Annotated in this window: 25 protein-coding genes, 1 other RNA gene and 1 other annotated feature; of the genes, 4 read left to right on the top strand and 22 right to left on the bottom strand. The window is 37.6% G+C overall.

What is annotated here, in order from left to right:
- The first annotated feature begins 119 nt into the window (after positions 1-119).
- The 3 genes from hisA to ACIQ7T_RS11025 all read left to right on the top strand — a co-directional run bounded on the left by hisA (position 120) and on the right by ACIQ7T_RS11025 (position 2,086).
- Positions 120-887, top strand: a complete 768-nt coding sequence (gene hisA, locus ACIQ7T_RS11035; protein WP_370075372.1) for a phosphoribosylformimino-5-aminoimidazole carboxamide ribotide isomerase — start codon at positions 120-122, stop codon at positions 885-887.
- Positions 884-1,171: a hypothetical protein gene (locus tag ACIQ7T_RS11030; RefSeq protein WP_370075373.1), complete on the top strand. Its 288-nt coding sequence runs from the start codon at positions 884-886 to the stop codon at positions 1,169-1,171. The genes hisA and ACIQ7T_RS11030 overlap by 4 nt, the downstream gene beginning before the upstream one ends.
- 171 nt (positions 1,172-1,342) lie before the next feature.
- Positions 1,343-2,086: a GTP pyrophosphokinase gene (locus ACIQ7T_RS11025; protein WP_402870290.1), complete on the top strand. Its 744-nt coding sequence runs from the start codon at positions 1,343-1,345 to the stop codon at positions 2,084-2,086.
- A 723-nt stretch (positions 2,087-2,809) separates the two neighbouring features.
- Here ACIQ7T_RS11025 and ACIQ7T_RS11020 read toward each other — a convergent pair.
- The 4 genes from ACIQ7T_RS11020 to cymR form a co-directional block, all read right to left on the bottom strand.
- Positions 2,810-3,469: a tetratricopeptide repeat protein gene (locus ACIQ7T_RS11020; RefSeq protein ID WP_370075375.1), complete on the bottom strand. Its 660-nt coding sequence runs from the start codon at positions 3,467-3,469 to the stop codon at positions 2,810-2,812.
- An 82-nt stretch (positions 3,470-3,551) separates the two neighbouring features.
- Positions 3,552-4,676 carry a tRNA 2-thiouridine(34) synthase MnmA gene (gene mnmA, locus ACIQ7T_RS11015; protein ID WP_370075376.1) on the bottom strand — a complete coding sequence of 375 codons (1,125 nt, stop codon included), beginning with the start codon at positions 4,674-4,676 and terminating at the stop codon, positions 3,552-3,554.
- A 52-nt stretch (positions 4,677-4,728) separates the two neighbouring features.
- Entirely contained in the window at positions 4,729-5,877 is a 1,149-nt protein-coding gene (locus tag ACIQ7T_RS11010; RefSeq protein WP_402870286.1) for a cysteine desulfurase family protein, read from the bottom strand.
- 79 nt (positions 5,878-5,956) lie between these two features.
- Complete coding sequence (gene cymR, locus ACIQ7T_RS11005; protein ID WP_132356936.1) at positions 5,957-6,376, bottom strand: cysteine metabolism transcriptional regulator CymR; 420 nt, start codon at positions 6,374-6,376, stop codon at positions 5,957-5,959.
- A 196-nt stretch (positions 6,377-6,572) separates the two neighbouring features.
- On the opposite strand from cymR, the gene ACIQ7T_RS11000 reads away from it, so the two are divergent.
- On the top strand, positions 6,573-7,862 hold the full coding sequence (locus ACIQ7T_RS11000) for a replication-associated recombination protein A (RefSeq protein ID WP_370075378.1): 1,290 nt from the start codon (positions 6,573-6,575) through the stop codon (positions 7,860-7,862).
- A 135-nt stretch (positions 7,863-7,997) separates the two neighbouring features.
- Here the strand turns inward: ACIQ7T_RS11000 and ACIQ7T_RS10995 are convergent, their stop codons facing one another.
- The 18 genes from ACIQ7T_RS10995 to hisS form a co-directional block, all read right to left on the bottom strand.
- Positions 7,998-8,714, bottom strand: a complete 717-nt coding sequence (locus tag ACIQ7T_RS10995; protein ID WP_370075379.1) for a hypothetical protein — start codon at positions 8,712-8,714, stop codon at positions 7,998-8,000.
- Between the two features lie 400 nt (positions 8,715-9,114).
- Positions 9,115-9,675 (bottom strand): hypothetical protein, encoded by a 561-nt coding sequence (locus ACIQ7T_RS10990; protein ID WP_402870282.1) that lies wholly within the window; start codon positions 9,673-9,675, stop codon positions 9,115-9,117.
- A gap of 170 nt (positions 9,676-9,845) precedes the next feature.
- Complete coding sequence (locus tag ACIQ7T_RS10985; RefSeq protein ID WP_370075381.1) at positions 9,846-10,232, bottom strand: hypothetical protein; 387 nt, start codon at positions 10,230-10,232, stop codon at positions 9,846-9,848.
- Between the two features lie 342 nt (positions 10,233-10,574).
- Positions 10,575-11,336, bottom strand: coding sequence for a tRNA threonylcarbamoyladenosine dehydratase (locus ACIQ7T_RS10980; protein WP_370075382.1), 762 nt, complete (start codon positions 11,334-11,336; stop codon positions 10,575-10,577).
- Positions 11,337-11,660: 324 nt separating this feature from the next.
- Positions 11,661-12,638 (bottom strand): N-acetylglucosamine kinase, encoded by a 978-nt coding sequence (locus tag ACIQ7T_RS10975; protein WP_370075383.1) that lies wholly within the window; start codon positions 12,636-12,638, stop codon positions 11,661-11,663.
- Between the two features lie 157 nt (positions 12,639-12,795).
- Complete coding sequence (locus tag ACIQ7T_RS10970; protein WP_370075384.1) at positions 12,796-13,878, bottom strand: DUF871 domain-containing protein; 1,083 nt, start codon at positions 13,876-13,878, stop codon at positions 12,796-12,798.
- Positions 13,879-13,903: 25 nt separating this feature from the next.
- Positions 13,904-15,232 carry a PTS sugar transporter subunit IIC gene (locus tag ACIQ7T_RS10965; RefSeq protein ID WP_370075385.1) on the bottom strand — a complete coding sequence of 443 codons (1,329 nt, stop codon included), beginning with the start codon at positions 15,230-15,232 and terminating at the stop codon, positions 13,904-13,906.
- A gap of 45 nt (positions 15,233-15,277) precedes the next feature.
- Positions 15,278-15,598: a PTS lactose/cellobiose transporter subunit IIA gene (locus ACIQ7T_RS10960; RefSeq protein ID WP_049667708.1), complete on the bottom strand. Its 321-nt coding sequence runs from the start codon at positions 15,596-15,598 to the stop codon at positions 15,278-15,280.
- A 13-nt stretch (positions 15,599-15,611) separates the two neighbouring features.
- A complete protein-coding gene (locus tag ACIQ7T_RS10955; RefSeq protein WP_370075386.1) occupies positions 15,612-15,923 on the bottom strand; it encodes a PTS sugar transporter subunit IIB in 312 nt (103 codons plus the stop codon).
- Positions 15,924-16,411: 488 nt separating this feature from the next.
- Positions 16,412-17,587, bottom strand: a complete 1,176-nt coding sequence (locus tag ACIQ7T_RS10950; protein WP_402870276.1) for a GNAT family N-acetyltransferase — start codon at positions 17,585-17,587, stop codon at positions 16,412-16,414.
- 41 nt (positions 17,588-17,628) lie between these two features.
- Entirely contained in the window at positions 17,629-19,347 is a 1,719-nt protein-coding gene (gene ptsP, locus ACIQ7T_RS10945) for a phosphoenolpyruvate--protein phosphotransferase (RefSeq protein ID WP_402870273.1), read from the bottom strand.
- Positions 19,341-19,610: an HPr family phosphocarrier protein gene (locus ACIQ7T_RS10940; protein WP_402870270.1), complete on the bottom strand. Its 270-nt coding sequence runs from the start codon at positions 19,608-19,610 to the stop codon at positions 19,341-19,343. Before ACIQ7T_RS10940 ends, ptsP begins: the two co-directional genes overlap by 7 nt.
- A 17-nt stretch (positions 19,611-19,627) precedes the next feature.
- Positions 19,628-20,347 carry a sugar isomerase domain-containing protein gene (locus tag ACIQ7T_RS10935; protein WP_483308134.1) on the bottom strand — a complete coding sequence of 240 codons (720 nt, stop codon included), beginning with the start codon at positions 20,345-20,347 and terminating at the stop codon, positions 19,628-19,630.
- A 4-nt stretch (positions 20,348-20,351) separates the two neighbouring features.
- Entirely contained in the window at positions 20,352-21,074 is a 723-nt protein-coding gene (locus ACIQ7T_RS10930; protein WP_370075821.1) for a GntR family transcriptional regulator, read from the bottom strand.
- A 31-nt stretch (positions 21,075-21,105) separates the two neighbouring features.
- Positions 21,106-22,263, bottom strand: coding sequence for an N-acetylglucosamine-6-phosphate deacetylase (gene nagA, locus ACIQ7T_RS10925; protein WP_402870267.1), 1,158 nt, complete (start codon positions 22,261-22,263; stop codon positions 21,106-21,108).
- Between the two features lie 389 nt (positions 22,264-22,652).
- Positions 22,653-22,852: non-coding RNA, 6S RNA (gene ssrS / locus ACIQ7T_RS10920), on the bottom strand.
- A 139-nt stretch (positions 22,853-22,991) separates the two neighbouring features.
- Positions 22,992-24,761: an aspartate--tRNA ligase gene (gene aspS / locus ACIQ7T_RS10915; RefSeq protein ID WP_402870264.1), complete on the bottom strand. Its 1,770-nt coding sequence runs from the start codon at positions 24,759-24,761 to the stop codon at positions 22,992-22,994.
- A gap of 273 nt (positions 24,762-25,034) precedes the next feature.
- Entirely contained in the window at positions 25,035-26,300 is a 1,266-nt protein-coding gene (gene hisS / locus ACIQ7T_RS10910; protein ID WP_370075393.1) for a histidine--tRNA ligase, read from the bottom strand.
- A 96-nt stretch (positions 26,301-26,396) separates the two neighbouring features.
- Positions 26,397-26,639 (bottom strand) — a binding site (T-box leader).
- Positions 26,640-26,798: the final 159 nt, after the last annotated feature.

Genomic DNA, 26,798 nt, shown 5'->3' with positions numbered 1-26,798 from the left:
CATAAAATAATTGCTGAAAGAAGTTGAAATTAGTGTGATAAATAACATTTCACGGTTTTTATCAACCTTTCCATGCTATGATAAAGGTGAATTTGTCGCACGGAAGGATTGTGAAACTATTGGAATTTAGACCTTGCATTGATTTACACGATGGCAAAGTAAAACAAATTGTTGGCAGCACACTAGGTCATAAAAATCAAGAAGTTATCGAGAACTTTATTTCAAATCATGACTCTAGTTATTATGCAAAAATGTTTGCCCATGATCAATTAACAGGTGGTCACGTCATTATGCTAGGTGATGGAAACGAAGAAGCAGCATTAGCAGCATTAGCAGCATATCCTCAAGGGTTGCAGGTTGGTGGCGGCATCACCACGGAAAATGCAAAAAAGTATATTGATGCGGGAGCTACCCATGTTATTGTCACATCATTTATTTTCTATGATGGCAAGCTCCATTTAGATCGACTAAAGCAACTAGTACAGATTATTGGTAAACAACATCTTGTTATCGATTTAAGCTGCCGTCTGCGCGATGGAAAATGGTTTGTTGTTACTGATAAATGGACAAAGTTTAGTGATTTTGAAGTAAATGCTGAGTCTATTGCATTTATCGAAAATTTCTGTGATGAACTACTTATTCACGCTGTGGATGTGGAAGGAAAAAAGGGTGGTATGCAGGAAAGCTTAGTGCATGATTTAGCCACTTGGACAACAATTCCAACAACATATGCTGGCGGAGTTCGTTCTTTGGACGACTTGAAGAATTTTAAAAAAATCGCAAATGGTAAACTTCATGTTACAATCGGTAGCGCTCTTTCAATTTTCGGTGGAGATTTACCTTATACAGACGTGGTGAATTATTGCAAAAAAGGCGGGTTATTGTGAAGTTAATATATAAGGATTATGTTTTTCCTTTTCAAGAAACAAATTTAGAACGGATTATAGATGGCAAATATTTTAAGGTAAATACAAAAGACAACTCTCTTTCGTTGCATATACAGCTAGATGATGAACAAATGCTACTTGAGTTTTCAAAATCTTTAAAGACAACATGCGGCTTCTTATGTGATCAAGAAACAGAGCCTTATATTGGTATTTATGTCGATTTACAAATATTTGTTGATGAATTTAATAAACGATACAACTTAAATGCCGAAATTGTCGTTTAATTACTAAGGGGACTCGACACCCCTTTTTTTATTTTTACAAAATAAATTTATGAAACAAGAATATTATACATAGATTCGGAGCCCTTATTTCTATTTAGTAGCTATTTTTGTTAAGCTAATATTGAATATTAAATAATTTAGTTACTACTAAAAGAAAGGATTTTATGAAGTATGAAAAATGAACTTGAAGCAACTACTATACAAACTTTACAAACAGAATTAACACGCTTCTTTTTAGTCTATAAATTTGCCTTGCAGGAAATTGAAACGAAAATAACTATTTTACAAGAAGAGTTTAAGCTAATCCATGAATATAACCCGATAGAGCATTTATCCACTCGCGTAAAATCACCGAAAAGTATATTATTAAAAGTCAAGAAAAAGAACCTTGAGCCATCTATTGAAGCGATTCGTGAAGATATTCGTGATATTGCAGGTGTTCGAATCACTTGCTCCTTTGTTGAAGATATATATAAAGTGAGTGCGATGCTGCAGGCACAGAATGATATTGAAGTTGTGGATGTAAAGGATTATATTGCATATCCAAAGGGAAATGGCTATCAAAGCTTGCATCTTATTATAAAAATTCCTATTTTTATGTCCGATCGTATGGAGAAGGTATATGTCGAAATTCAAATTCGTACAATTGCAATGGATTTCTGGGCCAGCCTTGAACATAAAATCTATTATAAATACAACAAGGAAGTACCTGAACATATCCGTTTTGAATTGAAGGAGGCTGCTATTCAAGTAGCTGAGCTGGATCGAAAAATGGAGCGGCTTAATAAAGAAATCAATATTTTAAAAGCGAACGAAACAGAATCATCAATTTTAGAAACTACTCCAATTGCACATTTAGCACAATATATATATCAACTACCATTTGATAATCCTTCAGATGATGATGAAGACTAAAATAACTAAGGATGCTGAACTAGTTTCGGCATCCTTTTAGTTTGTTGAAAAACTATTACATTAGTAAATTAAGCTCCCATTTAAATAAAGTATTACACTTCGGCAAAACGAGGGGTTGATTTCCGTTCCGGCTGGGCGCTTTGTTGTTGCTGTCGCTACGCTTTCGCACAGATAAAACAATTGCTGACGCTTCGCTTTCGCACAGAGCAGAGCTTCAGAGCTTCCTGGGGGCGTCCGATGAGCCCGCTTCGCTTCGCTCCAGGGTCTCGGGCCAACAGATGTCTTTTGCGCGAAAGCGTAGTGCTAACGAAGCGTCAGCAGCACCAATGTTGGTCACGAAGGCGTTATCACAGGACGTGATGGTTTTAGCCTTCGTTCCTCTATTACTGATCCCCAAGGAGTCGCCCAGCCTCCACTCCAATCAACCAATTCACCTAGCATGTATTATTTAGCATAGGATGTTATTTATAATAATACTTTTGCTGAGGAGTTGTTGATTTTTCACGGAGAGTGGCGACTCCTGCGGGATGAGCTTGCGCTGAAAGGCCCGCAGGAACGTAGTGACGAGGAGATTGAAGCCAAGCCCGCGGAAAGCGCCAACTCGGAGTGAAAATCAACCTTTGTTTATTGATACACTTTAATATATATTCTCTTGTAGATAATTTAAAAGGATGCCAACGTAATTTTGGCATCCTTTCAGTGTTTGTGAGCTTTTATATTATTTTAGTTAAATCGCTGAGCAATCATATCATATATATAACGTGCTTGGTCGTATTCTGGCTGTAATGTAAAGGCTTGTTTTAGGTGGTACATAGCATCTTCTGTTTGTTCAGTTGATACCGCATATAGTACACCTAAATTATAATGTGCATCTGCGTTATTCCAGTCCTGTTCGATCAAATAGTCTAATTCCTTTTTACCTTCTTCGAACATTTCTAGCGCACATAGCACGATGGCATATGCTAGACGAATTTGTGCGTCTTCTGGTGCAAGCTCTGTAGCTCGTTGTAAATATGGCAGTGCAAGCTTCGGATTTTCCATTCGCTCAAAACATTTGCCCATCATATAATACACATCTGCGCCTTCAATTTTATGTTTTAGTGCTTGCTCATAAAGCTTTGCTGCTTCCGCATATCGTTCTGCATTATAATATAAATTTGCTAAACCATAATAAGCAGTTGCCGCCGTTTCATCAACTGTGATTGCTTTTTGAAAAAAACGCTCTGCACGTTCAGTATCCTCTAAGACCGCTAAAAGATTTCCGAAGTTCACATAACCAATTGGGTTTTCAGGCTCTGCTTCAATTGCTTGTGTGAAAAGTTGTGCAGCATCCTCGTAGCGCTTTTCTTGAAACGCTTGAATGCCCTGCTTGTTAAAATCCATTGTTTTTCCTCATCTCTATGTAGCGAAAGACTGCCTAAACTCTATACGCTTTAGGAAAGAGTATGAGCAATCTTTTCGCAAATCAACCTACATATGTTAGTTTTTCATTATTTTTAAAGACTTCGTCGATTGTACCGCCACCTAAACATTCTTCACCGTCGTATAGTACCACAGCTTGTCCAGGTGTAATCGCACGTACTGGCTCAGCAAACGTAATATGTGTACGTCCATCCTCTAAAATTTCCACTTCTACTGGTGTATCTGTTTGACGATAACGGAATTTTGCTGTGCATGAAAATTTCCCGGGCAATTTTTTTGTCGAAGTATAGCTCATTTTCACAGCAGTCAGTGAAGTTGAAAATAGCGAATCATTATTGAAGCCTTGTCCAACTAGTAACACATTACGCTCTAAATCTTTCCCTAACACGAACCAAGGTTCACCGTCGCCACCAATTCCAAGACCATGACGTTGACCAAGGGTATAGTACATTAATCCGTCATGTTGACCCATTACAACACCATCCATTGTCTCCATCTTACCAGGTTGCGCCGGTAAATATTGACTTAAAAATTCTTTGAAATTACGCTCTCCAATAAAGCAAATTCCTGTTGAATCTTTTTTCTTCGCTGTTGCTAACCCAGCTTCCTCCGCAATTTTACGGACTTCTTTTTTCTCAATATGTCCAATTGGGAACATTACATGCGACAATTGTTCCTGTGATAATTGGTTTAAGAAATAAGTTTGATCTTTATTATTGTCAATGCCTCGAAGCATTTTAACTTCGCCATCGCTACTACGATCAACTCGAGCATAGTGACCTGTCGCTAAATAATCAGCTCCAAGATCCATCGCATGCTCTAAAAACGCTTTAAATTTAATTTCCTTATTACACATAACATCAGGATTTGGCGTACGTCCTGCTTTATACTCTTCTAAAAAGTATGTGAAAACCTTATCCCAATATTGCTTTTCAAAATTCACTGCATAGTATGGAATCCCGATTTGATTACATACTTTAATCACATCATCATAGTCTTCTGTAGCTGTACAAACGCCATTTTCGTCTGTATCATCCCAGTTTTTCATAAATATCCCGATTACTTCATATCCTTGTTGTTTTAGCAAATATGCAGCAACCGAAGAATCTACCCCACCCGACATGCCGACTACAACACGAATTTGTGAGGGGTCACGTGTTTCTTTCATATTGGTCACCTTTTCTTTTATTCAAATTCCATTAAATGTATATTTTTAACAATTATTTTTTTGCCAGTCTTTTTACAATCGCCGCTGTTTTTTCAGCTGCATGTTGTACATCATCTTCTGTTAAACCTTGACCGAAGCTAAAGCGGATCGAGTTACGTAATTCTTCTGCCTCTTGTCCAAACATCGCAACTAAAACGTGTGATGGGTCAATGGAACCAGCAGTACAAGCAGAACCACTCGATACACAAATACCCGCCATATCAAGATTTACTAGGAATGACTCTACTTCCATACCAGAAAAACTTACATTTAAAACGTGTGGGAGCGTATTGTCTAAATCTCCATTCATATGAAAAGCTAGATTTTCTTTCGTGAAAACATCCAGCATAATTTGCTTAAAGCGATTGTATAGCACGCGCTTTTCTTCTCGCAACTCATTTGCAATTTGCACTGCAGTCGCAAAACCAATCACTGCAGGAACATTTTCAGTACCTGCACGACGTTTTTTCTCGTGTGCTCCCCCTAATGCATAACTAGTGAATGGTGTTCCTGTTTTTTGGTATAGGAAACCAATACCTTTAGGACCATTAATCTTATGTGCTGAAACACTTAGTAAATCAACATGTAGATCAGTAACATTAATTGACTCTAAACCATATGCCTGAACAGCATCTGTATGGAAAATAGCCTTATGTTCACGTAACAAGTCACCAATTTCAGCAATCGGTTGAATCGAACCAACTTCATTATTGCCGTACATAATCGTTACTAAAATTGTATCCTCTCTTAATGCATTTCGCACATCTTCTACAGAAACACGTCCATTCCCATCAACTGGCAAATATGTCACATCAAAGCCATCTCGCTCAAGCTTTTCACAAGTATGTAACACCGCGTGATGTTCAATTTGTGTGGTAATGATATGCTTCCCTTCAGCAGCCCGTGCATAAACAGTGCCAAAAATAGCCGTATTATCCGCCTCTGTTCCACCACTTGTTATAATAATTTCTCCAGGTTCAGCACCAATTGATTGGGCAAGTATTTCACGTGCATTATCTAAATATTTACGTGCCTCTCGACCTATCCCATGAATACTTGATGCATTCCCATAAACCTGTTGCATTGCTGTAGTCATAGCGTCTATTACTTTGTCATTCATTGGTGATGACGCTGCATGATCGAGATAAATATATGAATTCATGTTGAAAACTCCTTTGTACGAAAAGCGCTAAAGACTCATCTCCCTTCCTCAGGATAGAGAGATGTGCTTTAGCCTAATTTTAAATATAGAACATATAGCCTTCCGCTACATTTTCCTCAGTATATTGAGCTAAATCCTCAATCGTCGTTGTATCTAATACATTTTTCACAGCATCACGAATACGGAGCCATAACTCTCGCTGAGGTGCCTCTTCATTTTCAATACCTTCTACAGGTTGAATTGGACCCTCTAACACGCTAATAACATTAGCTGCTGAAATTTCACTTGGTGGATTTGCTAGCATATACCCACCATATGCACCGCGTACACTTTTCACTAAGCCTGAATTACGTAATGGTGACACTAACTGCTCTAAGTATGCCTCAGAAAGATCCTTTTCAGCAGCAATTTTGCGTAGCGGAATAGGTCCTTCTCCATAATGCTTTGCTAATTCAATCATAATCGTTAGACCATAACGGCCCTTTGTAGAAATTTTCATTTTATCACCCTCAAATAGTCTAGTCAAAAATACTACCAACAGTATATCATAATCTCCTCTCGAAGAACTCGGAAATACTCTCGGAAGGTTATGATATACTATTAATTGCGCTTTAGTATAGTTAGGCAAAATATTGTGTAACGCTTCATTCTAAGCACAAAAAATCATTGAAAACAGTTGAAAGGGGGAATTTTTAATGCATAATGAACCACTCGCTTTTCGCATGCGTCCTTTAACCCTTGATGAAATTGTAGGACACCAAGATTTTATCGGTCCTAACACCGCTCTTTATAAAATGATTCAAAATGAACATGTTCCATCCATGCTGCTATACGGTGAGCCAGGTATCGGCAAAACGTCAATAGCGAATGCCATATCAGGAAGCTCGAAGCTCCCCTTTTTCGCACTTAATGCTACTCGTGCTGGTAAAAAGGACGTCGAGGATATTGTACAGGAAGCTAGAATCTCAGGAAAAGTCCTTCTTTTTTTGGATGAGATTCATCGTTTTAATAAATTACAGCAGGATGCTTTGTTGCCACATGTTGAAAACGGCTCCATCGTGTTAATTGGAGCTACAACGGAAAATCCGTACCATGATGTCAATCCCGCTATCCGCTCACGTTGTGGAGAAATATATCAACTAAAACGTTTAACGAAAGAAAATATAATCGAGCTTATAAAAAAAGCACTTTCTGATGAAAGGCGCGGGCTTGGTAAATATCACTTTGTATTAACAGATCATCAAATTAATCAGATTGCTGAAGCAGCTAATGGTGACGCACGGAAGGCATTAACTTTGCTTGAATCAATTTATTATGCTAGTGATGAAGTAGACGGTCAAACAATCGCTGCTGATCATATCATTGAGCATCTTGTAGGCAGAATTGGCGTTTATGGTGATAAAAAAGGATCCAATTTTTATAATTTGCTATCTGCATTACAAAAATCAGTTCGTGGAAGTGATACGAATGCAGCAATGTATTATTTAGCTCATTTATTGGAAACAGGTGATTTAGTAGCTGTTAGTCGACGCTTACTTGTCATGGCTTATGAAGATATAGGCCTTGCCAACCCTGAAGTAGGACCGCATATGCTTGCGGCTGTGCAAGCGGCAGAGCGTTTAGGGCTACCAGAGGCGCGTATTCCGCTTGCAAGTGCTGTTATTGAAATGTGCCTTGCATCCAAATCTAATTCTGCAATTGGTGCGATTGATGCCGCCATTGCCAGCATTCATGCGGGAAAAACAGGCGATATTCCACATCATCTACGCGATGCTCACTATGAAGGGGCAAAAGATTTAGGTCATGTAGGCTATCAATATCCCCACAATAGCCCTATCGGAACATTTGGTGGATGGGTAGACCAGCAATATTTACCGGATGAGCTTGTAGGCACAGAATATTATAAACCTGTTATTGCGGGTGAAGAAAAACGAATGGCAGGAATCTATGAAAAGCTTAAATCTTTTCATAAGGATAAAAAGTAATAAGGTTACTGAAAAACATATAATAATGTTTTTCATGAAAATAGGGCACTTCAATCGCACTTCAATTTTAACAAGAAGCGCCTTATTTTTTTATCTTATTACTTTCTCTAAAAAACAGGACAGACTGCTAAACAATCATCCTGTAAAGATTGCCTTATTTGTTGTATAGCGTGTTTTGTAAAATTGGTTAAATGCATCTTCTACATTTTTCATCGATGGCAGTCTCGTCGTTTCTTTCTCCTCTTTGTCCTTTTCGATATCATGTAAATAATGAAGAAAATTGTAGGTTTGATAAAGTAGACTAGCAAATTCCTGGGTGTTCTCCCGTACTTCAGAACGTATTGCTTTTACAGCAATTGCTTGACCAATTGATTGCTCCCTTGATGGAGAGGATTGATCATCTATATTATCATCAGTTGTTCTATATAATAATTTTAATGACTCATAAACTTCCTTGTTATCACTAAAACGTTCCTTTATCCACCGTAAGACAAATTGTAATAGGACAATGGCATAAATAAGTGACAAACACTCATCTCCAAAAGATTTTTTCGACAAACGTTTAAAGGAATCGTCTTGTGTCACAAGTTCGAATATGATTAAACGAATTGGATACAGGAGCGCATGTCCACTGTTGATATATAATTTTTCTCGATCTTTATACATAGCGAACCAGAAATCCCTTACTAATGAGATAGATTTTCTTGTCGAGAGGGCTAATTGGCATTGGGTAAGCTCATGTTCAGGTGTTTCTTGTATTAACTGTCGAAATAGAAGTTCCCCATCCTCACTTACTAATAAGAGCGGTTTTTCTAATTTCGCCAAATCGATTTCGATACCGTTTACTAACATTGAACGGCCCCTTTCCTATAAATTCATACAGCATGGAATAAACCTTCATCACCACCATAACGTATGGTTAATTTCCGTTACTATTGATACTGAGCCATAAAGCTTGCAAATAGATTTGCAATTTTTAACTATATTTCGACAAAAATTTATAAATACCTTTTAAGAAAAAAGTCCTTTTTTTATTTTCGCACAACAAAATTTTAACACTACAATAACGGACTTCACGGTCTTCTCACTATAATCTATTAACATTCACAAAAAAATCTGCAATACTTTAAGAACTTGAAACCCAATCACCCTCACAAAGCAGAGTACTGTAAGGATTGGTGGATCAACCTCAAAAAGTAAGCAGATTCTAGTTGTTATATTATTTTTAAAAAATGATTCAATCACTCTTAAATTATTTCGTCATTTCATTATCAACAAATACTTTAAATTGTTGTAAGCATTGTTTGATTGAACCTTTTTGTTCAAGCACCGCATTTCGTAATGATGATGTTTTCTCTTCATCCCCTACTACTTCACGATAAAGTGCAAAAATTGCTGCTAATAATTGTTCATTCTCTTCCTGGTCAATGCTAGGTAAAGAATAGGCAGCAATCGTTAATAATTGCTCAACTTTTTCGGGTGTTTTTTGTAACTCATTGGTTGAATAATACGTTGATGCCGCTAAAAAGTAACACAGCTTTGCACAGCAATCTATAAACAAATGCCAATATGTATTGGCACTTGGTAATTCACCCGCTCTATTGTCTAAATACTCTTTATAAAATGTTGTAGCTTGTGTATATAAAGGATTTAGTTCTCTCATAGCCTTTGGATAATTATTAGATGTATCCAAATAGTCAAATACAATATCATTCATTTTCTCTTGAAGTTTTACAATGTCTAAATGATCACGAATTACTTGAATTTCCATTTTCCCACTCTCCCATGTTGTCATTTGTTTTCTAAGCGTCATTCCTACTCCCCTAGGCAGTCCTGCACATCCAAACAAACTTTTTTATTATCTATTGGAATTATTAAAATTATAGCAATAAACCAAATAGAGAAGTGGGTACATGAAAAAAATAAGGCAATTTAGTGAATTAATAGCATTTTTAGCACCTTATGCGAACAATTTTGGTAGAATTATATTCTTTGTACATAATCAGCAAATAAAGATTGCTCTTTCGTTCGATCAACTATTTCTATAATACTTCCTTGAGCATATTTTTTTATTCTTTTTTGTGGCATATAAAAATAGGCAGTATTTGTAATTAACCACTCGCTAAGCGTTAATTCATTACCTGGCTGTTGATTTGTCAATATACGTTTATGTCGAAGTATATCCGCCATTTTATAAAAACCATCTGATAGCTCGTAGGCCGAAACATCAAAATTAAAAATAGGGCTAACAACTTGTCCAACATCAAAAATGTGAATTGTTTGCCCTTCTTCATCAATAGCTAATTCTACTGTACTAATTTCATCGAATAGATTTAAGCCTCTATATTCCATTTGATAGATTTGCCCCATAATAAAACGCCTCCTTTTGTAGGTTCTACAGCAAATGTTGGAGGAGTCGTAATATAAAGCCGTCCAAACATCTCAAATTGTATAGATACCCTAGCAAATATCGTAGATCCTTTTTTTTACAACGCTCCTATTGTAGCATAGAAAAAGCAGCTGTCTTCAATTGAGACAGCTACTTCCATAAAATGGCCCATCACCATTACTAAGGGTGATTTCGTTCCACTTTTATTTTATCGAGAAATTATTTGAGTTTATCGATAGATATTGTTAATTTATCGATGAAAGTTTTGAATTTATCGACTAACTTTTTATATTTATCGACATAACAGATTTTTCGAGGTTGTATTAACCTTGTACACGTGTAATTTTTACATCTTTTAAGATTGTATTCACTACCCAGCTGGCAGCGATTAAGCCTGCCACTGAGGGAACAAAGGCATTGGAAGATGGAGGCATTTTTGCTTTACGGATAGCTGCATCCGGTTTTCCGACATGCTCTACAACATCTGGACGAACAACAATAGGACTCTCATCTGAGAACACAACCGTTACTCCTTTATGAATACCATCCTTACGTAATTTTGTACGGATTACTTTAGCCAATGGGTCCGTATGCGTTTTAGAAATATCTGCAATTTTGAACCGTGTTGGATCCATTTTATTGGCTGCACCCATGCTAGATATCATTGGAATTTTACGCTTTAAACATTCCTTCATAATATGAATTTTATACATCACTGTATCACTTGCATCAATGACATAATCTATGCCTTGCGCGAAAAATTCCTCATATGTTTCCTCTGTGTAAAACATATGCATATCGATTACTTCACATTCTGGATTAATATCAGCAATACGCTCTTTCATGACACCTGACTTAGATTGTCCGACCGTTGAAAGATAGGCAACTAATTGACGATTCACATTCGTAATATCAACATTATCCTTATCTACCAAAATAATGCGGCCAATACCACTTCGCGCACATGCCTCAGCTGCAAATGAACCTACACCGCCTACACCAAGAATGGCTACCGTTGTATTTTTTAATTTTTCGAGTCCCTCTGTTCCTATTGCGAGCTCATTACGTGAAAATTGATGTAACATCCTTACACTCTCCGTCTATTGAATTTTTAGCACGCTTTAATGGGCAGTAATTTACATTGCCCGTTAAAGCCCGATTGGTGATCAGCGTTGGATAAAGCACCCAGCTAATCACTTTATTAGTAAACCTAGTTAAATACTAAGATAAAATCAAACTTATCTTACATTTTATCACGATATTCATCAAGTAAAAATTATAACTAAAAAAATTAAGTATTCCTAATCAAATACTTTTTAAGTATGTAAAGTTTGAATTGAGCCCATAAAAATCTATAAAAAATTTAGGCAATTGAATAAATCATAATCCAATTGCCTTTAGTCTCATCACTATAATTCCTGTTCATAATTTTCGGAGAAACATTCCACAAAATCTGAGCCGAGCTGAGCGTTTATTTGCTTGAAAGCTGCAATTACCGCCCCGCCGATTGGTTGTAAAACTGGTGCCATAAATTGCAATGGTATCTCGTCAGCCTGTGCGAATTGCTGTAATTTCGGTAAAAAATATGCTTCATTATTAAAAACGCCACCCACTAATACAACAGGTACTTTCCCTTCCTCCCAAGTCATATGAGCGTAACATGCTTTAATCGCCACATAATATTTCTTACTTGCATCCTCAATGATTTTAATAGCAACAGGATCACCTTTTTCTGCCACGTCAAAAACATATTTACTTAACGGTGCAATCACTGTCCGAGGATGCTCTTCTCCATATATACGCTCTATTAATTGTGGTACATTTTCTACAGAAAAATAACGTAATACTACATCTGTCAATGCTGTCGGGTCTCCTCGCCCATCATAGCTTTGAAAAATAGCCTTCAGCACTTGAACACCTAAATCATAGCCACTGCCTTCATCATCAAAAAGATAACCCCAGCCCCCAACTCTATGAAAATGTTGCTCACGATCGTAGCCCATCGTAATAGCGCCTGTCCCTGCAATTTGCACAATACCAGCCTGCCCAAGTGTGCCTGCATAAAGTGCAATTAGAGCATCATTATCAACAATCACAGGTGCTGTTTTAGGAACGTATTGACGTACTATCGATTCTACAACTTCCTCTGCCTGTAGCTCCTTAACTCCAGCCATGCCAGCAAAACAACTATCTATAGCTGCAAATACTTGCAGATTTTGTTGTTGCAAATTTTGTAGTATATCATGAATCGTTGACTTAAAAAATTGAATACCCATAGCTGTTGGGTTACTGCGAGTCGTTACTACTTTAGCATAAACATTGCCCAGTTCATCACAAATCACTGCTGACGTTTTCGTTCCCCCACCGTCAATCGCTAATACATACATATCTTTACTCCTTTCATCTAGATTTTGCCTTAGCTTGGCTGTCGCTATAGCAATCACTTGGAGCTGCCGCTTCGCTTTCGCTCAGAAAATATCTGCTTACTAAAGATAAAAAGGGATTAAGCACTATCTACTAATGGCTTAATCCCTTCTTCTGTAATCATTTCGTAAAGCCAAATGATGCCCAAGGCTGAATATGTGCTAATAAAAATTGCTCTTCTACTACTACTCTTGCCACAACATTTGTTGATCCGGCATTCGGCATCTCCTTTAAAACAATTTGGAGCTCACCTTTATAACGTACATCTAAATTATTATCGATTGTCACATCGCCCAATGTTAATGGGTGGCTATCATGTACAGGGAAGTCACCATTTTTATATTTAACACGAGATTGCGTACTACGGATCACATAATCCGAAACATCGCCACGATTAAAATGTGGCTCCTTAAAAAGGATGGCTTCTTCTAAAATAGACGTTTCAATAGACTGCTCAACTTTCAGCTCTAGCTTATGGCGATTTAATTGACCTAACGCACGTATTTCTTCCTCAGAAGCATACATATTGCCGATAATGCAATCATCTATTAAACCAGTGTGCCATAAATCCTTTGCTTGCACAGTAATTGGCAGATGACGATGCTCTTCTAATGTAGGTAATCCATGCTCGGTTTCTTCCCAAGGTCCGAACATAGCATGCTGTGATGAAATCATGGCTGCTGTACGAATATGATTTGCTTTAAATTGTTGAGATGTTTGTAAAAAATGTTGACGTGATAAACCTGTGAAACGTCTCGGATAAAAATTATGGCAGCCAATAATATTATCTTTATTCGGTTGATAGGATAATATATTTTCTACATATTTAGTACCGTTACTAATATTTAATTCTATTTTTAAATTACTTGCATCGAGCGACATAAACGCTTCTTCCTGACCAGAAAAGCCCATATCTAAGCGCAATGCCGCTAAATGATAATGCTCCTTAAAGTAACCGATATCTTTATACGTTAAGTCTAAATCTTCAAAAACAGCTGGGGCAATATCAGCTGAAATTTCAAAGTCAAGCTGCTGCGCAAATTTATTGATTTGTTGTAATTTTTGTCGTTCCTGATCATTATTTAATGACATAAGACATGTAAATATTCGATCAAAACCATTGTCATGAGCGAGCTGAACATATCGCTTCATATCGTCTAGTGTACTATGCTGAGGATATAGTGAAATCCCTAATCTTTTCAATTTAAATACCTCCGTTAGCTCACAATTACACTTCTACTTTTTGACTCTCTAATTTTGTAACATGCTGATCTTTTTGAGACTCTGCTTCAGCAGCCCGTAGTTCATTCTGCTTTGCCATGCGGTTTGCCATTGATAAGAATGGTAGGTAAATACATATCGCAACTACGATTAAGACGATACTGAGCACAGCACCACGCCATGATTGCGTTACCAAGAGACCATTAAGTATTGGAGGCGTATTCCATGGAACTGCAATCGTTGCTGCAGGTACTAATCCCCATTTCGTTGCAAAAAAGGCGATTGTGACATTAACCATTGGCGTTAAGATAAAAGGCATAAATAAAATCGGATTAAGCACAATTGGTAAACCGAACAGTAACGGTTCATTAATGTTAAATAGTCCTGGCGCTGCTGATAGCTTACCGACCGTATTATACTGCTTATTCTTTCTTGCAATGATGAATATAGCAATAATTAAGGCAATTGTTGTACCTGAACCACCCATATTGATAAAAGCATCAAAGAATGGTTTATTAATGATATAAGGCGCAGCTTTTCCAGCTGAAATAGCTGCAACGTTAGCATCTATTGCTTGTAAGTTAATAGATTGCATAAATGGCTCAATAATATTTGCACCATGAATACCGAAAGACCATAAGAAGGTTGGAATAAACGCTAAAATAAGACCTGCTACCCATGTATTTGTTAATCCCATAAACGGCTCTTGAATCGATGAATAAAACGTTCCAATAATATCTGGAATATTAAATCCGGCTGAAACGATTGTACGTACTAATGCTAGTAAGCCAATCGTAATAATCGCTGGTAGTAATGCAGCAAATGATTTTGAAACAGCAGCTGGCACACCAGCTGGCATTTTAATTAACAGCTTAGGGTTCCCAGATAAACGTGAGAATATTTCTGCAGAAATCAAAGCTGCAATGAGCGCAACAAATATTCCTCCAGTACCCGTTGTTAACCCTGTTAAACCACCTTCTCCAAACGTGCCAAATGTCATATAACTCGCAAGACCTATAACACCACCAGATAACGCATCCTTGTCATAGCTTTTTGTCAAATGGTAGGCTACGGAAAAGGCTAATAACAGAGAGATGATTCCAAATGTCGCTCCCCAAACATTGCCGCCCCACTGTGTCCAAGTTTCATGCTTCCAGATGGCATCGAGCGCATTTTGATAGAATTTGATAGGCAAAGTATTAACAAGAATCGCAAGTGACCCAACAATTGTCAATGGCATGATTGTAATAAATCCATCTCGAATGGCAACTAAATGACGCTGATTCCCTACTCTAGCTGCGACTGGCACAAATTTTTCTTCTAAAAAACGGAACATTTCACACACTCCCTTTACTTTTTATTGTGACATCAAGGCTTGATGCTATTCCCCTTTGATTCGTTCATACAACTCAATCATTTCAGTTGCTAAATCACGAAACGTAATGGCATTCATTAAATGATCCTGCGCGTGAATTAACAGCATTGACACTTCTACTTTTTCTCCCCTTGCTTCTTGTGAAAGTAGAGCCGTCTGAGAATGATGCGCTTCAATCAATGCATCGTTAGCTAACTGTATTTTTTCCTTCGCTTCCTGAATCTGACCATTTTTCGCTAGCTGGATAGCCTCCATACATTCACTTCTCGTATTACCACTGTGCACAATCAGTCCCATAATAGATTCCATCAAAACTGTTTCTTCCATTGTCGCTGCCCCCTTAACCAATCAACTGTAACGCTTGCTTTAAAACATTTTCGCCATTCATCATGCCGTAATCCGCCATGTTAATGACTTCAATCGGAAAATTCATTGCCTTATATTTTTTTTCATATGTCCCTTTTAAGTAACGGACTTGAGGACCCAATAGCATCACATCCGCCATTTTAGTAGCTAATACTTTGTCAACCTCACCTTCAGCAATCGCATAAATATCTGCCTCAATGTTTTGATCTTGTGCGGCTTTTTGCATCTTTGACACTAGCAAACTAGTACTCATTCCCGCTACGCACACTAGCATAATGTTTTTCATAAAAACACTCCTTTTCATGATTAAGTTCGTCTTTTTAACTTTTATTTTTATGATTTTTCAACTATGAAATCGCTTTCTTATGATGAGAATAGCATCAATTGGTATATACCACAATATACTTTTTACACCATTTCCTCCCTTGTGGAGAGACTTTAAAAATTGGGCTATAACTCTGTTACAGACTACAGAATGGATTCACCTAACTGGTATAGTCCAGAAAAAAGTTCAAAAAAATTTAATTTTTCAGAATCAACTACATTCATATCCACTTTTCACCACATGACACGACATCGATACATCAATTATACTTCGGCATAATTGCGTCTCGAGGCTTTTGGCCAACAAATGTTTTTTGCGCAAAAGCGTAGTGTTAGCGTAGCGTAGTAGCACGATGTTGGTCACCCTTGTTGCTGTCGCTACGCTTTCAGCACAAAAGACATATGTTACTGACGCTTAACTTTCGCTACAAAAACATTTGCTGAAAGAAGTTAAAAGTATTCATAGAATGCTGGTTTATTAGAGGGTAACGCTTGCTGCCATCGATCTATAATGTCATCAGCCATTTCTTCATTTGCATACAAGGCAGCATCCTTTACAGAAAGATAGCCTACCATCATCGCTGAAAAAAGATTGATTGGTAATGTTAACATATGCACATTTGGGATAGAATTTGTCTCAATTATCGAGACATCTCCACTTTTATTTATTTTATATGCGTGCTCATTCCAACTACAAAATGGATCTTCAATTTGAATATATAACGGCTCCTGAATATCGCCCCACGGATAATGTTGCATGAACATCAAAGCATCTACTATTCTTACCATCACATCTTGAACGACTTCCTTTTTAAACTGTGGTTCTTTAAAATAAAAGCCAAATTGATGATCGTTAGAAGTAACTCCTTTAATGTTACTTACACTCGCAGCATGAGACGTGATAAAACGCCAAATCGCTTGTTCTGCTAGTAAATCTTCAGCTATAAAATCATGAATCTCAAACGTTCCATCCTGAATGATATAGCGAATATAACCCGCAATTTTATCTTCCTTAAAATATGCCGCAAAATGACTATCAGGCATCCTTCTTTCTATCCTTTTCCACCAAGCATCATCTCGCAGCATACTCCCATTACTAAAAATCGATTGTGCATTATGAAAATCCTTAATTGCCTGAAAAAGATAATGATCTGGCCATTCAAAGCTCATACGTTTTACTACGTCCAGCTGCTTTCCGAAAGAAGGAAACAGCAATTGCGGAATGGTATAACATAACTTCTCAAAAAATAATTCCCAGCCAAAGTAACGATAAAAGGATACGGAGAATGGTGCTAACACAGAAGTGCTCTGCCCATTTTCTCGCATTTTCTTCAGTGCCTCGGTCATAAGCTTTTTGATAATACCTTGTTGCCGATATTCAGGATATGTTGCAACAAAGCCAATTCCACCCATCTTGTAATTTTCACCATGAATTGTCATATTAAGTGGCAATATTAATAGCTGTCCAACTACTTTATGTTCATCGTAAGCACCTAATGTTGTGCTATGCTCAATCCAATAGTGAAAATCATCGCGTCGCGCACCCGTATACTTATTAGGAAAACAATAATCTCTTAATTGATGTACCTGTAAATAATCTTTTGGAGGGATTATTTTTATTTCCATACGCTAGAGCACCCCTTTCAGGTACTGAATATTCGTACAATTCAAGATAAACTTAATAGATTATTTTTCACATATTCCTCGACTTCTGAGGCCGTGGATAATAGTAAGATGCGCTCATTATGTGGTGTTAGCTGTTGTTTAGAAAGCTTAGCGAGATGTGCACGAGTCTTTAAAATAGAGGAAGCACTCATGGAAAACTCATTTAATCCAAATCCCAGTAAAATCGGTAACGCTATTTCATCTGCAGCCATTTCACCACACATACCTACCCATTTTCCATGATGCTGTGCTGCATCAATGACATTTTTTATAAGTCTTAAAACAGCAGGATGATACGGTTGATATAAATAAGAAACATTTTCGTTCATGCGATCCGCTGCTAACGTGTATTGGATTAAATCATTTGTACCAATTGAGAAAAAATCTACTTCCTTTGCAAATACATCTGCAATGATCGCTGCCGACGGAATTTCAATCATCATCCCCACTTCTAGTGTTTCAGATATAAGATATCCATCACTCTTCAAACTTTGTTTTTCTTCAAGCAATATTGCCTTCGCCATTTTAAATTCATCCAATGTAGCAATCATCGGAAACATAATTTTTAAATTGCCGTAAGCGCTTGATTTTAGTAATGCGCGAATCTGTACACGAAACATTTCTTGTTGGGTTAAACTAATTCGAATTGCTCGATAGCCAAGAAAAGGGTTCATCTCTTCAGCAAGTTTTAAATATGGTAGATTTTTATCGCCACCAATATCTAATGTCCGAACAATCGTTGGCTTGCCTTGCATTTTCTCAAGTACGCTTTTATATGCTTGAAACTGCTCCTCCTCAGTTGGTAGCTCCTGTCGTTCCATATATAAAAACTCTGTACGAAACAAGCCAATACCATATCCACCAGCATTAATGACCATATCCGCATCTTCAGGGTTTCCTATATTCCCTGCAATTTCTACTGAAAATCCATCCGCACTCAAACTTGGTAATGAACGATATCGAAGAAGTTCTTCCTTCTCTTCATTGTGTAAACGTTGTTGCTGCAAATAAAAGCTAGTTATTTCCGATGAAGCGTTGACAAAAATCTTGCCATTTGTCCCATCTAAAACAATTGATGCTCCATGTTGAATACCTTCCGTGGCATTTTTCGTCCCAACTACTGCTGGAATCTCTAACGTTCTTGCGAGAATAGCAGAATGAGATGTTTTGCCACCAATATCCGTTATAAACCCTTTTACATACGTTGTATCTAACATCGCAGTCATGGACGGTGTTAAGTCTTTAGCAACGATAATAACTTCAGAGGTTAAACGATTCATATCCACCATTTCAACCCCTAATAAATGGGCTAATACCCGTTTAGATACATCTCGAATATCTGCGACTCGCTCCTGCATATAGACATTATCTAGCCCTTCAAACATTGCAATGAACATATTCGATACTTTATCTAATGCAAATTCAGCATTCACCCCAGATTGAATTTTCGCTTCAATAGACGTAAGCATTTCAGGATCCTCTAGCACTAATAGATGTGCCTCGAAAATAGCCGCCTTTTCAGCACCAAATTTCTCCTGAGCTATTTCATGAATTTCTTGAAGTTCCGCTTTCGTTTTAACAATAGCCGCCTTGAACCTTTCTAGTTCAGCATGTACATCAGTAATCTTAACTTCTTCAAAAGTTAGATCTGGTTCCTTTAAACAATACGCATTTGCAAAGGCGATGCCTCGAGAAACAGCAATTCCTTGTATTTCTAACATTCCTCACCAATTCCTTTTGAAACCATAACTTCTGTTATTGTTTGAAAAAGCTTCTCGGCATCAGATCCCTCTGCTGAAATTTCTACAATGCTTCCAGGTGCTACCCCTTGTGACATAACGCCCATAATTGATTTTAAATTGACCGATTTCTCTTTATACGTTAACTGAACGTCACACTCAAACGGTGTTACAGCCGTTACAAGTAATGCTGCCGGTCTAGCATGTAGTCCCTCTGGCGCTGTTATTTTATACATTTTCTTCATCGATATCCCTCCGCATGTCATTTAAAGTTAATACGATGTTGATAATTGGTAATCATAGCCTCATTATGAGACAAATCAGAGTCAACATTATTACTTTTAAAAACTGGTAATATTTCGTCAGATAAAGCCATGTTCTCAATGATTTCACTGAATAATGCATTTAAAATAAATGAGCCAATCACTGTAGAGGATGGTGCATACTGTATTTCATGGTGATGCAGCAAACCATCTCCTATTGGTATATGCGTATCGATCACTACATCTACTACATCCTCTAATCGCTGTCCACTTTGATGACGGGTCGGTTGTTCGCAATAAGCAAGAGATTGCAAAGACATGACCAACACTCCTGTTTCTTTCGCTAAAAAGGCCACATCTAACGGTGCTTGATTTCTTCCGGATGTAGAAATAACAATGCAAATATCATTTTCATGAAAATCAAAATGATATTTATACCGTTCAATGATAGTCGGGTCCTTCTCGTTTTTAGATGATGTCATTGCTCCTGCATGTAAAGTTAAAGGTTCAATAATGATAGGACGAACAGGTACAAGTCCTCCCGCACGATAAAATGCGTCCTGTGCTAAAAGATGAGAATGTCCACAACCAAATAATTGGACAATTCCTCCGCATTGAAGCCTTTGGACAATTAATTGTGCGGCCTCTTTTATTTGGGCATATTCTTGCTCTCTCACGACCTGCATTAACTTTTGAATTTCTAAAAAATATGCATCCATAGGATCACCTTTTAATTTCACTAATGAATTTGTATCGATCAGCTCGATAAGTACTTCGCACAAGCTCGAACGGAACTCCATCAGATAAATAACTTGTACGTTTAATAATTAACACAGGCGCAGTATGATTAATTTGCAAAAATTTACTATCTTCTTTTGGAACAATAGCTGCCTCCATTTGCTGAATAGCATTTCCAATTTTTTGATGGAATTTTGCTTCGATTAACGCATACAATGACCCCATTATTTTCTTTTCATCTAATTCTGGATATACTTTCACGGGAATATACGTTCTTTCGATTGCCATTGGCTTGGAATCTGCACTACGGATTCGAACAACGAAGAATACCTCTTCGCTCGGCTCTATCATTAAATCTCTAGCAATATCAATTGGTGGTACGATTTTTTCAAAGCGTAAAACTTTACTGCTTGGTTCCATTCCTCTAGCCCGCATATCCTCTGTGAAACTTGTTAATCCTTTTAGCGGTTGTTCTAATTTTGGATTAGCGACATATGTACCTTTCCCTTTTTCACGATACAGTAAACCGCTATTGACTAAATTTGTGATTGATTGACGAACAGTCATTCTACTAACATCAAACTGCGTAGAAAGCTCTCGTTCTGAAGGTATATTTTCTCCAATTCTGTATTCTTCTATATAAATACGTTGTTTAATGATCTCTTCTATTTGTATATAGATAGGTATATGAGAATTTTTATCTAACAAGTGTTGCACCATCCTTATCGCCTCTTTACTTTCACTTCTCAAATACAACTTTACCCCGACAAATAGTTTTTTGTACATTTAAATGTTCATCTAGTAATACAAAATCTGCATCATATCCTTCTGCAATACGACCTTTAGTTGCAAGCTGTAATTGTTTAGCAGCATTCGTAGAGGACATTGCGACAATTTCCTGCAATGAGCAATCGGTAACTGCTTTCATATTTTTTACTGCCTGCTCCATCGTTAGCACACTACCCGCTAAAGCCCCATTAGATAAATGAGCCCCATCCTTAGAAACATGAACGGTTTGACCACCTAAATCATAATTATCATAATGTAAGCCTTTTGCCCGCATCGCATCTGTAATTAAGATAATACCATTCGCTCCTTTTATTCGATATGCTAGCTTTACAGCTTGAGGATGGCTATGCACGAAATCAGCTATAATTTCAGTCTTCACCTGATCTTCTAAAAGCACTGCACCAACGACACCTGGTTGGCGATGATGGAAAGGGCGCATTTGGTTATATAAATGTGTAGCCTGCCTTACTCCCAATGCTATTGCCTTATCCACTTCCTCAATTGATGCGTCAGAATGGCCAATGGAAGCAATAACATTTAAATCTTTTAGCGCTTCAATAAACGTAAAGCCTCCCTCTACCTCAGGTGCAATTGTGACTTGTTTAATGCGTTGCTTACTTATGTTCTGCCAGGATGTAAATTGCTCAGCAGACGGTAAAATAATGTATTCTATTGGCTGAGCACCTGCCCGTTTTTTCGATACATATGGCCCCTCTACATGTATCCCTAATAAGCTTGCCTCATCATCATTATTTTCAAATTGAGCAACGTTGGATAAAGCGCTTTCAATTGCTTCTATAGATTGCGTCATTGTAGTAGCAAGGAAGCCCGTAACGCCTTCTTGTACTAAAGAACGCGCCATTTGATGTAATGCTAATTGTGTAGCATCCATCACATCATGCCCAGCAGAGCCATGTATGTGCATATCAATATAGCCAGGTAGTAGTAGCCAATTTTTATTTTTGCCATCTATATAGCATTCGGCCTGATCAGATAGGTTATGACTTATTTTAATAATCCTACCATTATCAATGAATAAGTCACCCTTAATCGGTGCCTCATCATGATTGACTATCGTAACATTGGAAATTAAAAGTGTATTCTTCAATAGATCACCCCCTAATCATTTTTTGAGGAGCTTTGCTGAAGTTAACAAGCTATCATTTAATTTGGTATAGTTGTCTATACCAATTATATGACACTTTTACAAAAATAAAAAGTATTTTTTATATTTTCTAATTTTTTCACTAAATCATCATCACGTGGGGTTGATCTCCGTTCCGGCTGGGCACTTTGCCGCTGACGCTTCGCTTTCGCGCAGAGCATAGCTTCCTGGGGGCGTCCAGCCTTCTTTTTAAGCCAAGAATCATCGTCATTTCTCCTCTACAAATAACTATTATAAATCTTGCTATGCAGTTGTCTTTTTGAATAACCATTTATTCGCACTAAAAAAGGAGCTAATTTTATGCTCCTCTTTGTGGTTATTTACTATGTATGACGAATCCCGATTGTGCCGTTATGCCAAGAAACATTCGTTTTGAACCCGCAATTCGCAGGGGGGTGCCTGCTTTGCAGCTTTAAACGTCCCGCTCCGCATGGGGCTTGTTTGCGACTACAAAATGAAGGCTCCCGATTCTAATGTGTTCGGTCAAAACTGTTAAGTAGAGCTAGCAATTAGACAAACACATCAGGATTCGTATTACAGTTATAATAACACAATATTTCTGACAATTCAAACTATTTTCTTTAAAAAAATCTTCATTCTTTCGAAAACGCAAAAAATACCTAGATTCTCAACAAATTTTGCTAGAGAATCCAGGTATTTAGGAGTATTAATTATCTTTTAAATGTTTTAATTGCTAAATTTAACTCATTCAATTGTTCTAGAGAAACTTCACTTGGTGCATTCGTTAATAAGCAGCTTGCACTTGCTGTTTTCGGGAATGCAATTGTGTCACGTAAGTTAGTGCGGCCTGCAAGTAGCATTACGAAGCGGTCAAGACCAAATGCAAGACCTCCATGTGGTGGTACTCCGTATTCAAATGCTTCTAATAAGTAGCCAAATTGAGCTCTTGCTTCTTCTTCTGTGAAACCAAGTAAATTAAACATTTTTTCTTGTAATTCACGTTCATAAATACGTAGCGAACCTCCACCAAGCTCATATCCGTTTAATACGATATCGTATGCTTGCGCGCGGACAGCTGAAGGATCAGTTTCCATTAACGGAATATCTTCGTCAAATGGACGTGTGAATGGATGGTGCGCTGCATAATAGCGACCGTCTTCTTCAGAGTACTCTAATAATGGCCAATCTGTGATCCATAGGAATGCAAATTCTGATTCGTCGATTAAGCCCAAATCTTGACCTAATTTCGTACGAAGTGCACCTAAAGATGCTGCTACAACAGACGCTTTATCAGCAACGAATACTAAAATATCGCCCACTTCAGCTTTCATACGTTCGATTAATGAAGCTGCTAATGCTTCGTCAAAGAATTTTGCAATCGGTCCGTTTAAGCCTTCTTCCGTTACTTTTAACCAAGCCAGACCTTTTGCTCCATAAATACCAACGAATTTTGTTAACTCGTCCATGTCTTTACGAGAGTATTTGTCTGCCGCACCTTTAATGTTGATACTCTTTACTTGCTTACCTTGTGCTACTGTATCAGCAAACACTTTGAAATTACAGCCATCAAAAATATCATTTAAAGCAACTAGCTCTAAGCCGAAACGTACATCAGGTTTATCTGAGCCGTAACGATCCATAGCTTCTTGATATTTCATACGTTGGAATGGTGCAGGGATATCAATGCCTTTTACTTCTTTCATAACTGCTTGGATTAAGCGTTCGTTCATTTCAATAATTTCTTCTTGCGTTAAAAAGCTTGTTTCAATATCAACTTGTGTAAACTCTGGTTGACGGTCAGCACGTAAGTCTTCATCACGGAAACAACGTGCGATTTGGAAGTATTTTTCGAAACCAGACACCATTAATAATTGCTTAAATAGCTGAGGTGATTGTGGTAGTGCATAAAATTCGCCTTCATGAACACGTGATGGTACTAAATAGTCACGAGCTCCTTCTGGAGATGATTTTGTTAAAATTGGCGTCTCTACTTCTAAGAAGCCTTCGTTTTGTAAGAAGTTACGAATTGTACGAGTAACGTCTGAACGCATTTTAAATGTGTCAAACATAACAGGACGACGCAGGTCAAGATAACGATATTTTAAACGCAAATCTTCAGATACATCAGTACGATCTTCGATTTGGAATGGTGTTGTTTTTGCCGTATTAATAACGACTAATTTTGTTGCTTCTACTTCAATTTTGCCGTTTGGTACATTTGGGTTGATTTGATCTTCTGCACGAAGAATAACTGTCCCCTCTACTTCAATTACGTACTCACTACGCACTTTATCGGCTAGAGCATGTGCTTCTGCAACATCAGGGCTAAACACTACCTGAGTGATTCCAGTACGGTCACGTAAATCAATGAAGATTAAACCGCCTAAGTCGCGACGACGTTGTACCCAACCTTTTAATACGACTTTTTCGCCTTTTATTACTTCTGAAAGTTCATTACTAGCATGTGTTCTTGTTGCCATTATTTAATTCCTCCAAAATTTATTTGGCTCATCTCCATAACTTTGGGTTGATTTATCCACATGACATACGTTTTCACAAAATGTCATCCCCAACTTTCGTTGATGAACCGTTTATTTTACTTATGTAGCATACCGTTCCTACTAGTAGTGAATGGATGCCAAGGAAAATTAGCAGTTCATTAGATGAATTATCTGTCCAAATGACGTAGATATTTGAATTGGACAGATAATCCTGTATTGATCTATAAACGATTTATGTTTTAACAGATTCGCTTATTGTTTTAATAGGTAGTTCACTAATTCCGAGAACGCTACTTTTTGTTGTTCACCTGATTCCATATGTTTAACAGTAGCTACTTGCTCTTCAAGTTCCGTTTCGCCTAAAACAATCGTATATTTCGCACCTAAACGGTCTGCTGATTTCATTTGAGCTTTCATTTTGCGATCTAAATAATCCATCTCTGCAGAAATGCCCTTAGCACGGAAGGTACTTGTTAATTCTACAGTTTTTAGCTTCGCTTCTTCGCCCATAGCGATCATATAAACATCGAGTCCTGATGCTGTGTCTAATTCAACACCTTCAGCTTCAAGTGCAAGCAACAGACGCTCAATACTTAATGCGAAACCGATACCTGGTACTTCTGGTCCACCAATTTCTTGCACAAGGCCATTATAGCGACCCCCACCACAAAGTGTAGTAATTGATCCAAATCCTGAAGCCGTTGACATAATTTCAAAAGTCGTATGATTGTAATAATCAAGACCTCTTACAAGATTTGGATCGACTTCATACGAAATTCCCAGTGTATCTAAGTACGTTTTAACTTGAGCGAAATATGCTGCTGACTCCTCAGTTAGGAAATCAGTTAATGCAGGTGCAGATTGCATTAATGGGTGCTCGCGGTCTACCTTACAGTCTAAAATACGTAGTGGGTTTTTTTGCAAACGATTTTGGCAGTCTGAACAAAACTCATGAATATGTGGTTCGAAGTGTTGTAGCAGTGCTGTACGGTGTGTATCACGTGTATCTTTGTCACCAAGTGAGTTAATGACTAATTTTAAATCTTTTAAACCTGCTGATTCATAGACATCCATTGCTAGTGCAATAACTTCTGCATCAATGGCTGGATCAGCTGAACCAATTGCTTCTACTCCAAATTGAACAAATTGACGGTAGCGCCCTGCTTGTTGACGTTCATAACGGAACATTGGTCCTAAATATGAAAGCTTTACTGGTTGATCAGGTGCACCAAACATTTTATGCTCAACATAAGCACGAACTACACCAGCTGTATTCTCCGGACGTAATGTTAACGAACGGCCACCGCGATCTTCAAATGTATACATTTCTTTTTGAACAACATCTGTTGTTTCACCGACACCACGTGCAAATAAATCTGTTTGCTCAAAAATTGGTGTACGAATTTCATTGTAGCGATAGACACGACAGATATCACGGATAACCGCTTCTATCTTTTGCCATTTTTCTGATTGACCAGGCAAAATATCTTGTGTCCCTCGTGGCACTTTAAAACTCATAGAAAAACCTCCTTTATTAATTGCTTATGAGCAAGCTGTCTTCTGGACTTCTCTTATTTTTTGTCCACTAAAAAAGCCCTCGCCTCCTTGCGTTATGCAAGGGACGAGAGCTGTACAAGCTTCCGCGGTTCCACCCTAGTTGACGCATCAAATACATGCGTCCTCCTCCAAATCGGATAACGGCCGATTCCGTTTTTTCCTACTAAGCGTTACCTTTTCAGAAAAAAGCCTCTCAAGTGTTGTTCACAATATACATTTTTGTAGGAAAGATTTCAGCCTAGGTCTTTCCCTCTCTTCTCCAATAGAGGTATATGCTACTCGCTTGGTCATAAGCGGTTAATCATTTTTTGATTACCCTTTATGTTAGTCACAACAAAAGGCAATGTCAACTGTTTTTATTTTTTTTACAATACATTCGATAAAATAACAAATTCCATTACCTTTTTCCCACGAATTCTATTACTAAAGCATGGTAAAATAGCACAAGATAGGAGGAGT

Origin of the sequence: Lysinibacillus sp. NPDC096212 (assembly GCF_044763105.1) — a bacterium.
Classification (GTDB): Bacteria; Bacillota; Bacilli; order Bacillales_A; family Planococcaceae; genus Lysinibacillus.
The sequence above is the reverse complement of the archived record's forward strand: the minus strand, read 5'-3'. Positions and strand labels throughout refer to the sequence as shown.

Bases quoted from the DNA above. Each gene is read 5' to 3' on its own strand.
- ACIQ7T_RS11025 (WP_402870290.1), top strand. From the start codon at position 1,343: ATGAAAAATGAACTTGAAGCAACTACTATACAAACTTTACAAACAGAA.
- ACIQ7T_RS11020 (WP_370075375.1), bottom strand. From the start codon at position 3,469: ATGGATTTTAACAAGCAGGGCATTCAAGCGTTTCAAGAAAAGCGCTAC.
- mnmA (WP_370075376.1), bottom strand. From the start codon at position 4,676: ATGAAAGAAACACGTGACCCCTCACAAATTCGTGTTGTAGTCGGCATG.
- ACIQ7T_RS11010 (WP_402870286.1), bottom strand. From the start codon at position 5,877: ATGAATTCATATATTTATCTCGATCATGCAGCGTCATCACCAATGAAT.
- cymR (WP_132356936.1), bottom strand. From the start codon at position 6,376: ATGAAAATTTCTACAAAGGGCCGTTATGGTCTAACGATTATGATTGAA.
- ACIQ7T_RS11000 (WP_370075378.1), top strand. From the start codon at position 6,573: ATGCATAATGAACCACTCGCTTTTCGCATGCGTCCTTTAACCCTTGAT.
- ACIQ7T_RS10995 (WP_370075379.1), bottom strand. From the start codon at position 8,714: ATGTTAGTAAACGGTATCGAAATCGATTTGGCGAAATTAGAAAAACCG.
- ACIQ7T_RS10990 (WP_402870282.1), bottom strand. From the start codon at position 9,675: ATGACGCTTAGAAAACAAATGACAACATGGGAGAGTGGGAAAATGGAA.
- ACIQ7T_RS10985 (WP_370075381.1), bottom strand. From the start codon at position 10,232: ATGGGGCAAATCTATCAAATGGAATATAGAGGCTTAAATCTATTCGAT.
- ACIQ7T_RS10980 (WP_370075382.1), bottom strand. From the start codon at position 11,336: ATGTTACATCAATTTTCACGTAATGAGCTCGCAATAGGAACAGAGGGA.
- ACIQ7T_RS10975 (WP_370075383.1), bottom strand. From the start codon at position 12,638: ATGTATGTATTAGCGATTGACGGTGGGGGAACGAAAACGTCAGCAGTG.
- ACIQ7T_RS10965 (WP_370075385.1), bottom strand. From the start codon at position 15,232: ATGTTCCGTTTTTTAGAAGAAAAATTTGTGCCAGTCGCAGCTAGAGTA.
- ACIQ7T_RS10960 (WP_049667708.1), bottom strand. From the start codon at position 15,598: ATGGAAGAAACAGTTTTGATGGAATCTATTATGGGACTGATTGTGCAC.
- ACIQ7T_RS10955 (WP_370075386.1), bottom strand. From the start codon at position 15,923: ATGAAAAACATTATGCTAGTGTGCGTAGCGGGAATGAGTACTAGTTTG.
- ACIQ7T_RS10950 (WP_402870276.1), bottom strand. From the start codon at position 17,587: ATGGAAATAAAAATAATCCCTCCAAAAGATTATTTACAGGTACATCAA.
- ptsP (WP_402870273.1), bottom strand. From the start codon at position 19,347: ATGTTAGAAATACAAGGAATTGCTGTTTCTCGAGGCATCGCCTTTGCA.
- ACIQ7T_RS10940 (WP_402870270.1), bottom strand. From the start codon at position 19,610: ATGAAGAAAATGTATAAAATAACAGCGCCAGAGGGACTACATGCTAGA.
- ACIQ7T_RS10935 (WP_483308134.1), bottom strand. From the start codon at position 20,347: ATGGATGCATATTTTTTAGAAATTCAAAAGTTAATGCAGGTCGTGAGA.
- aspS (WP_402870264.1), bottom strand. From the start codon at position 24,761: ATGGCAACAAGAACACATGCTAGTAATGAACTTTCAGAAGTAATAAAA.
- hisS (WP_370075393.1), bottom strand. From the start codon at position 26,300: ATGAGTTTTAAAGTGCCACGAGGGACACAAGATATTTTGCCTGGTCAA.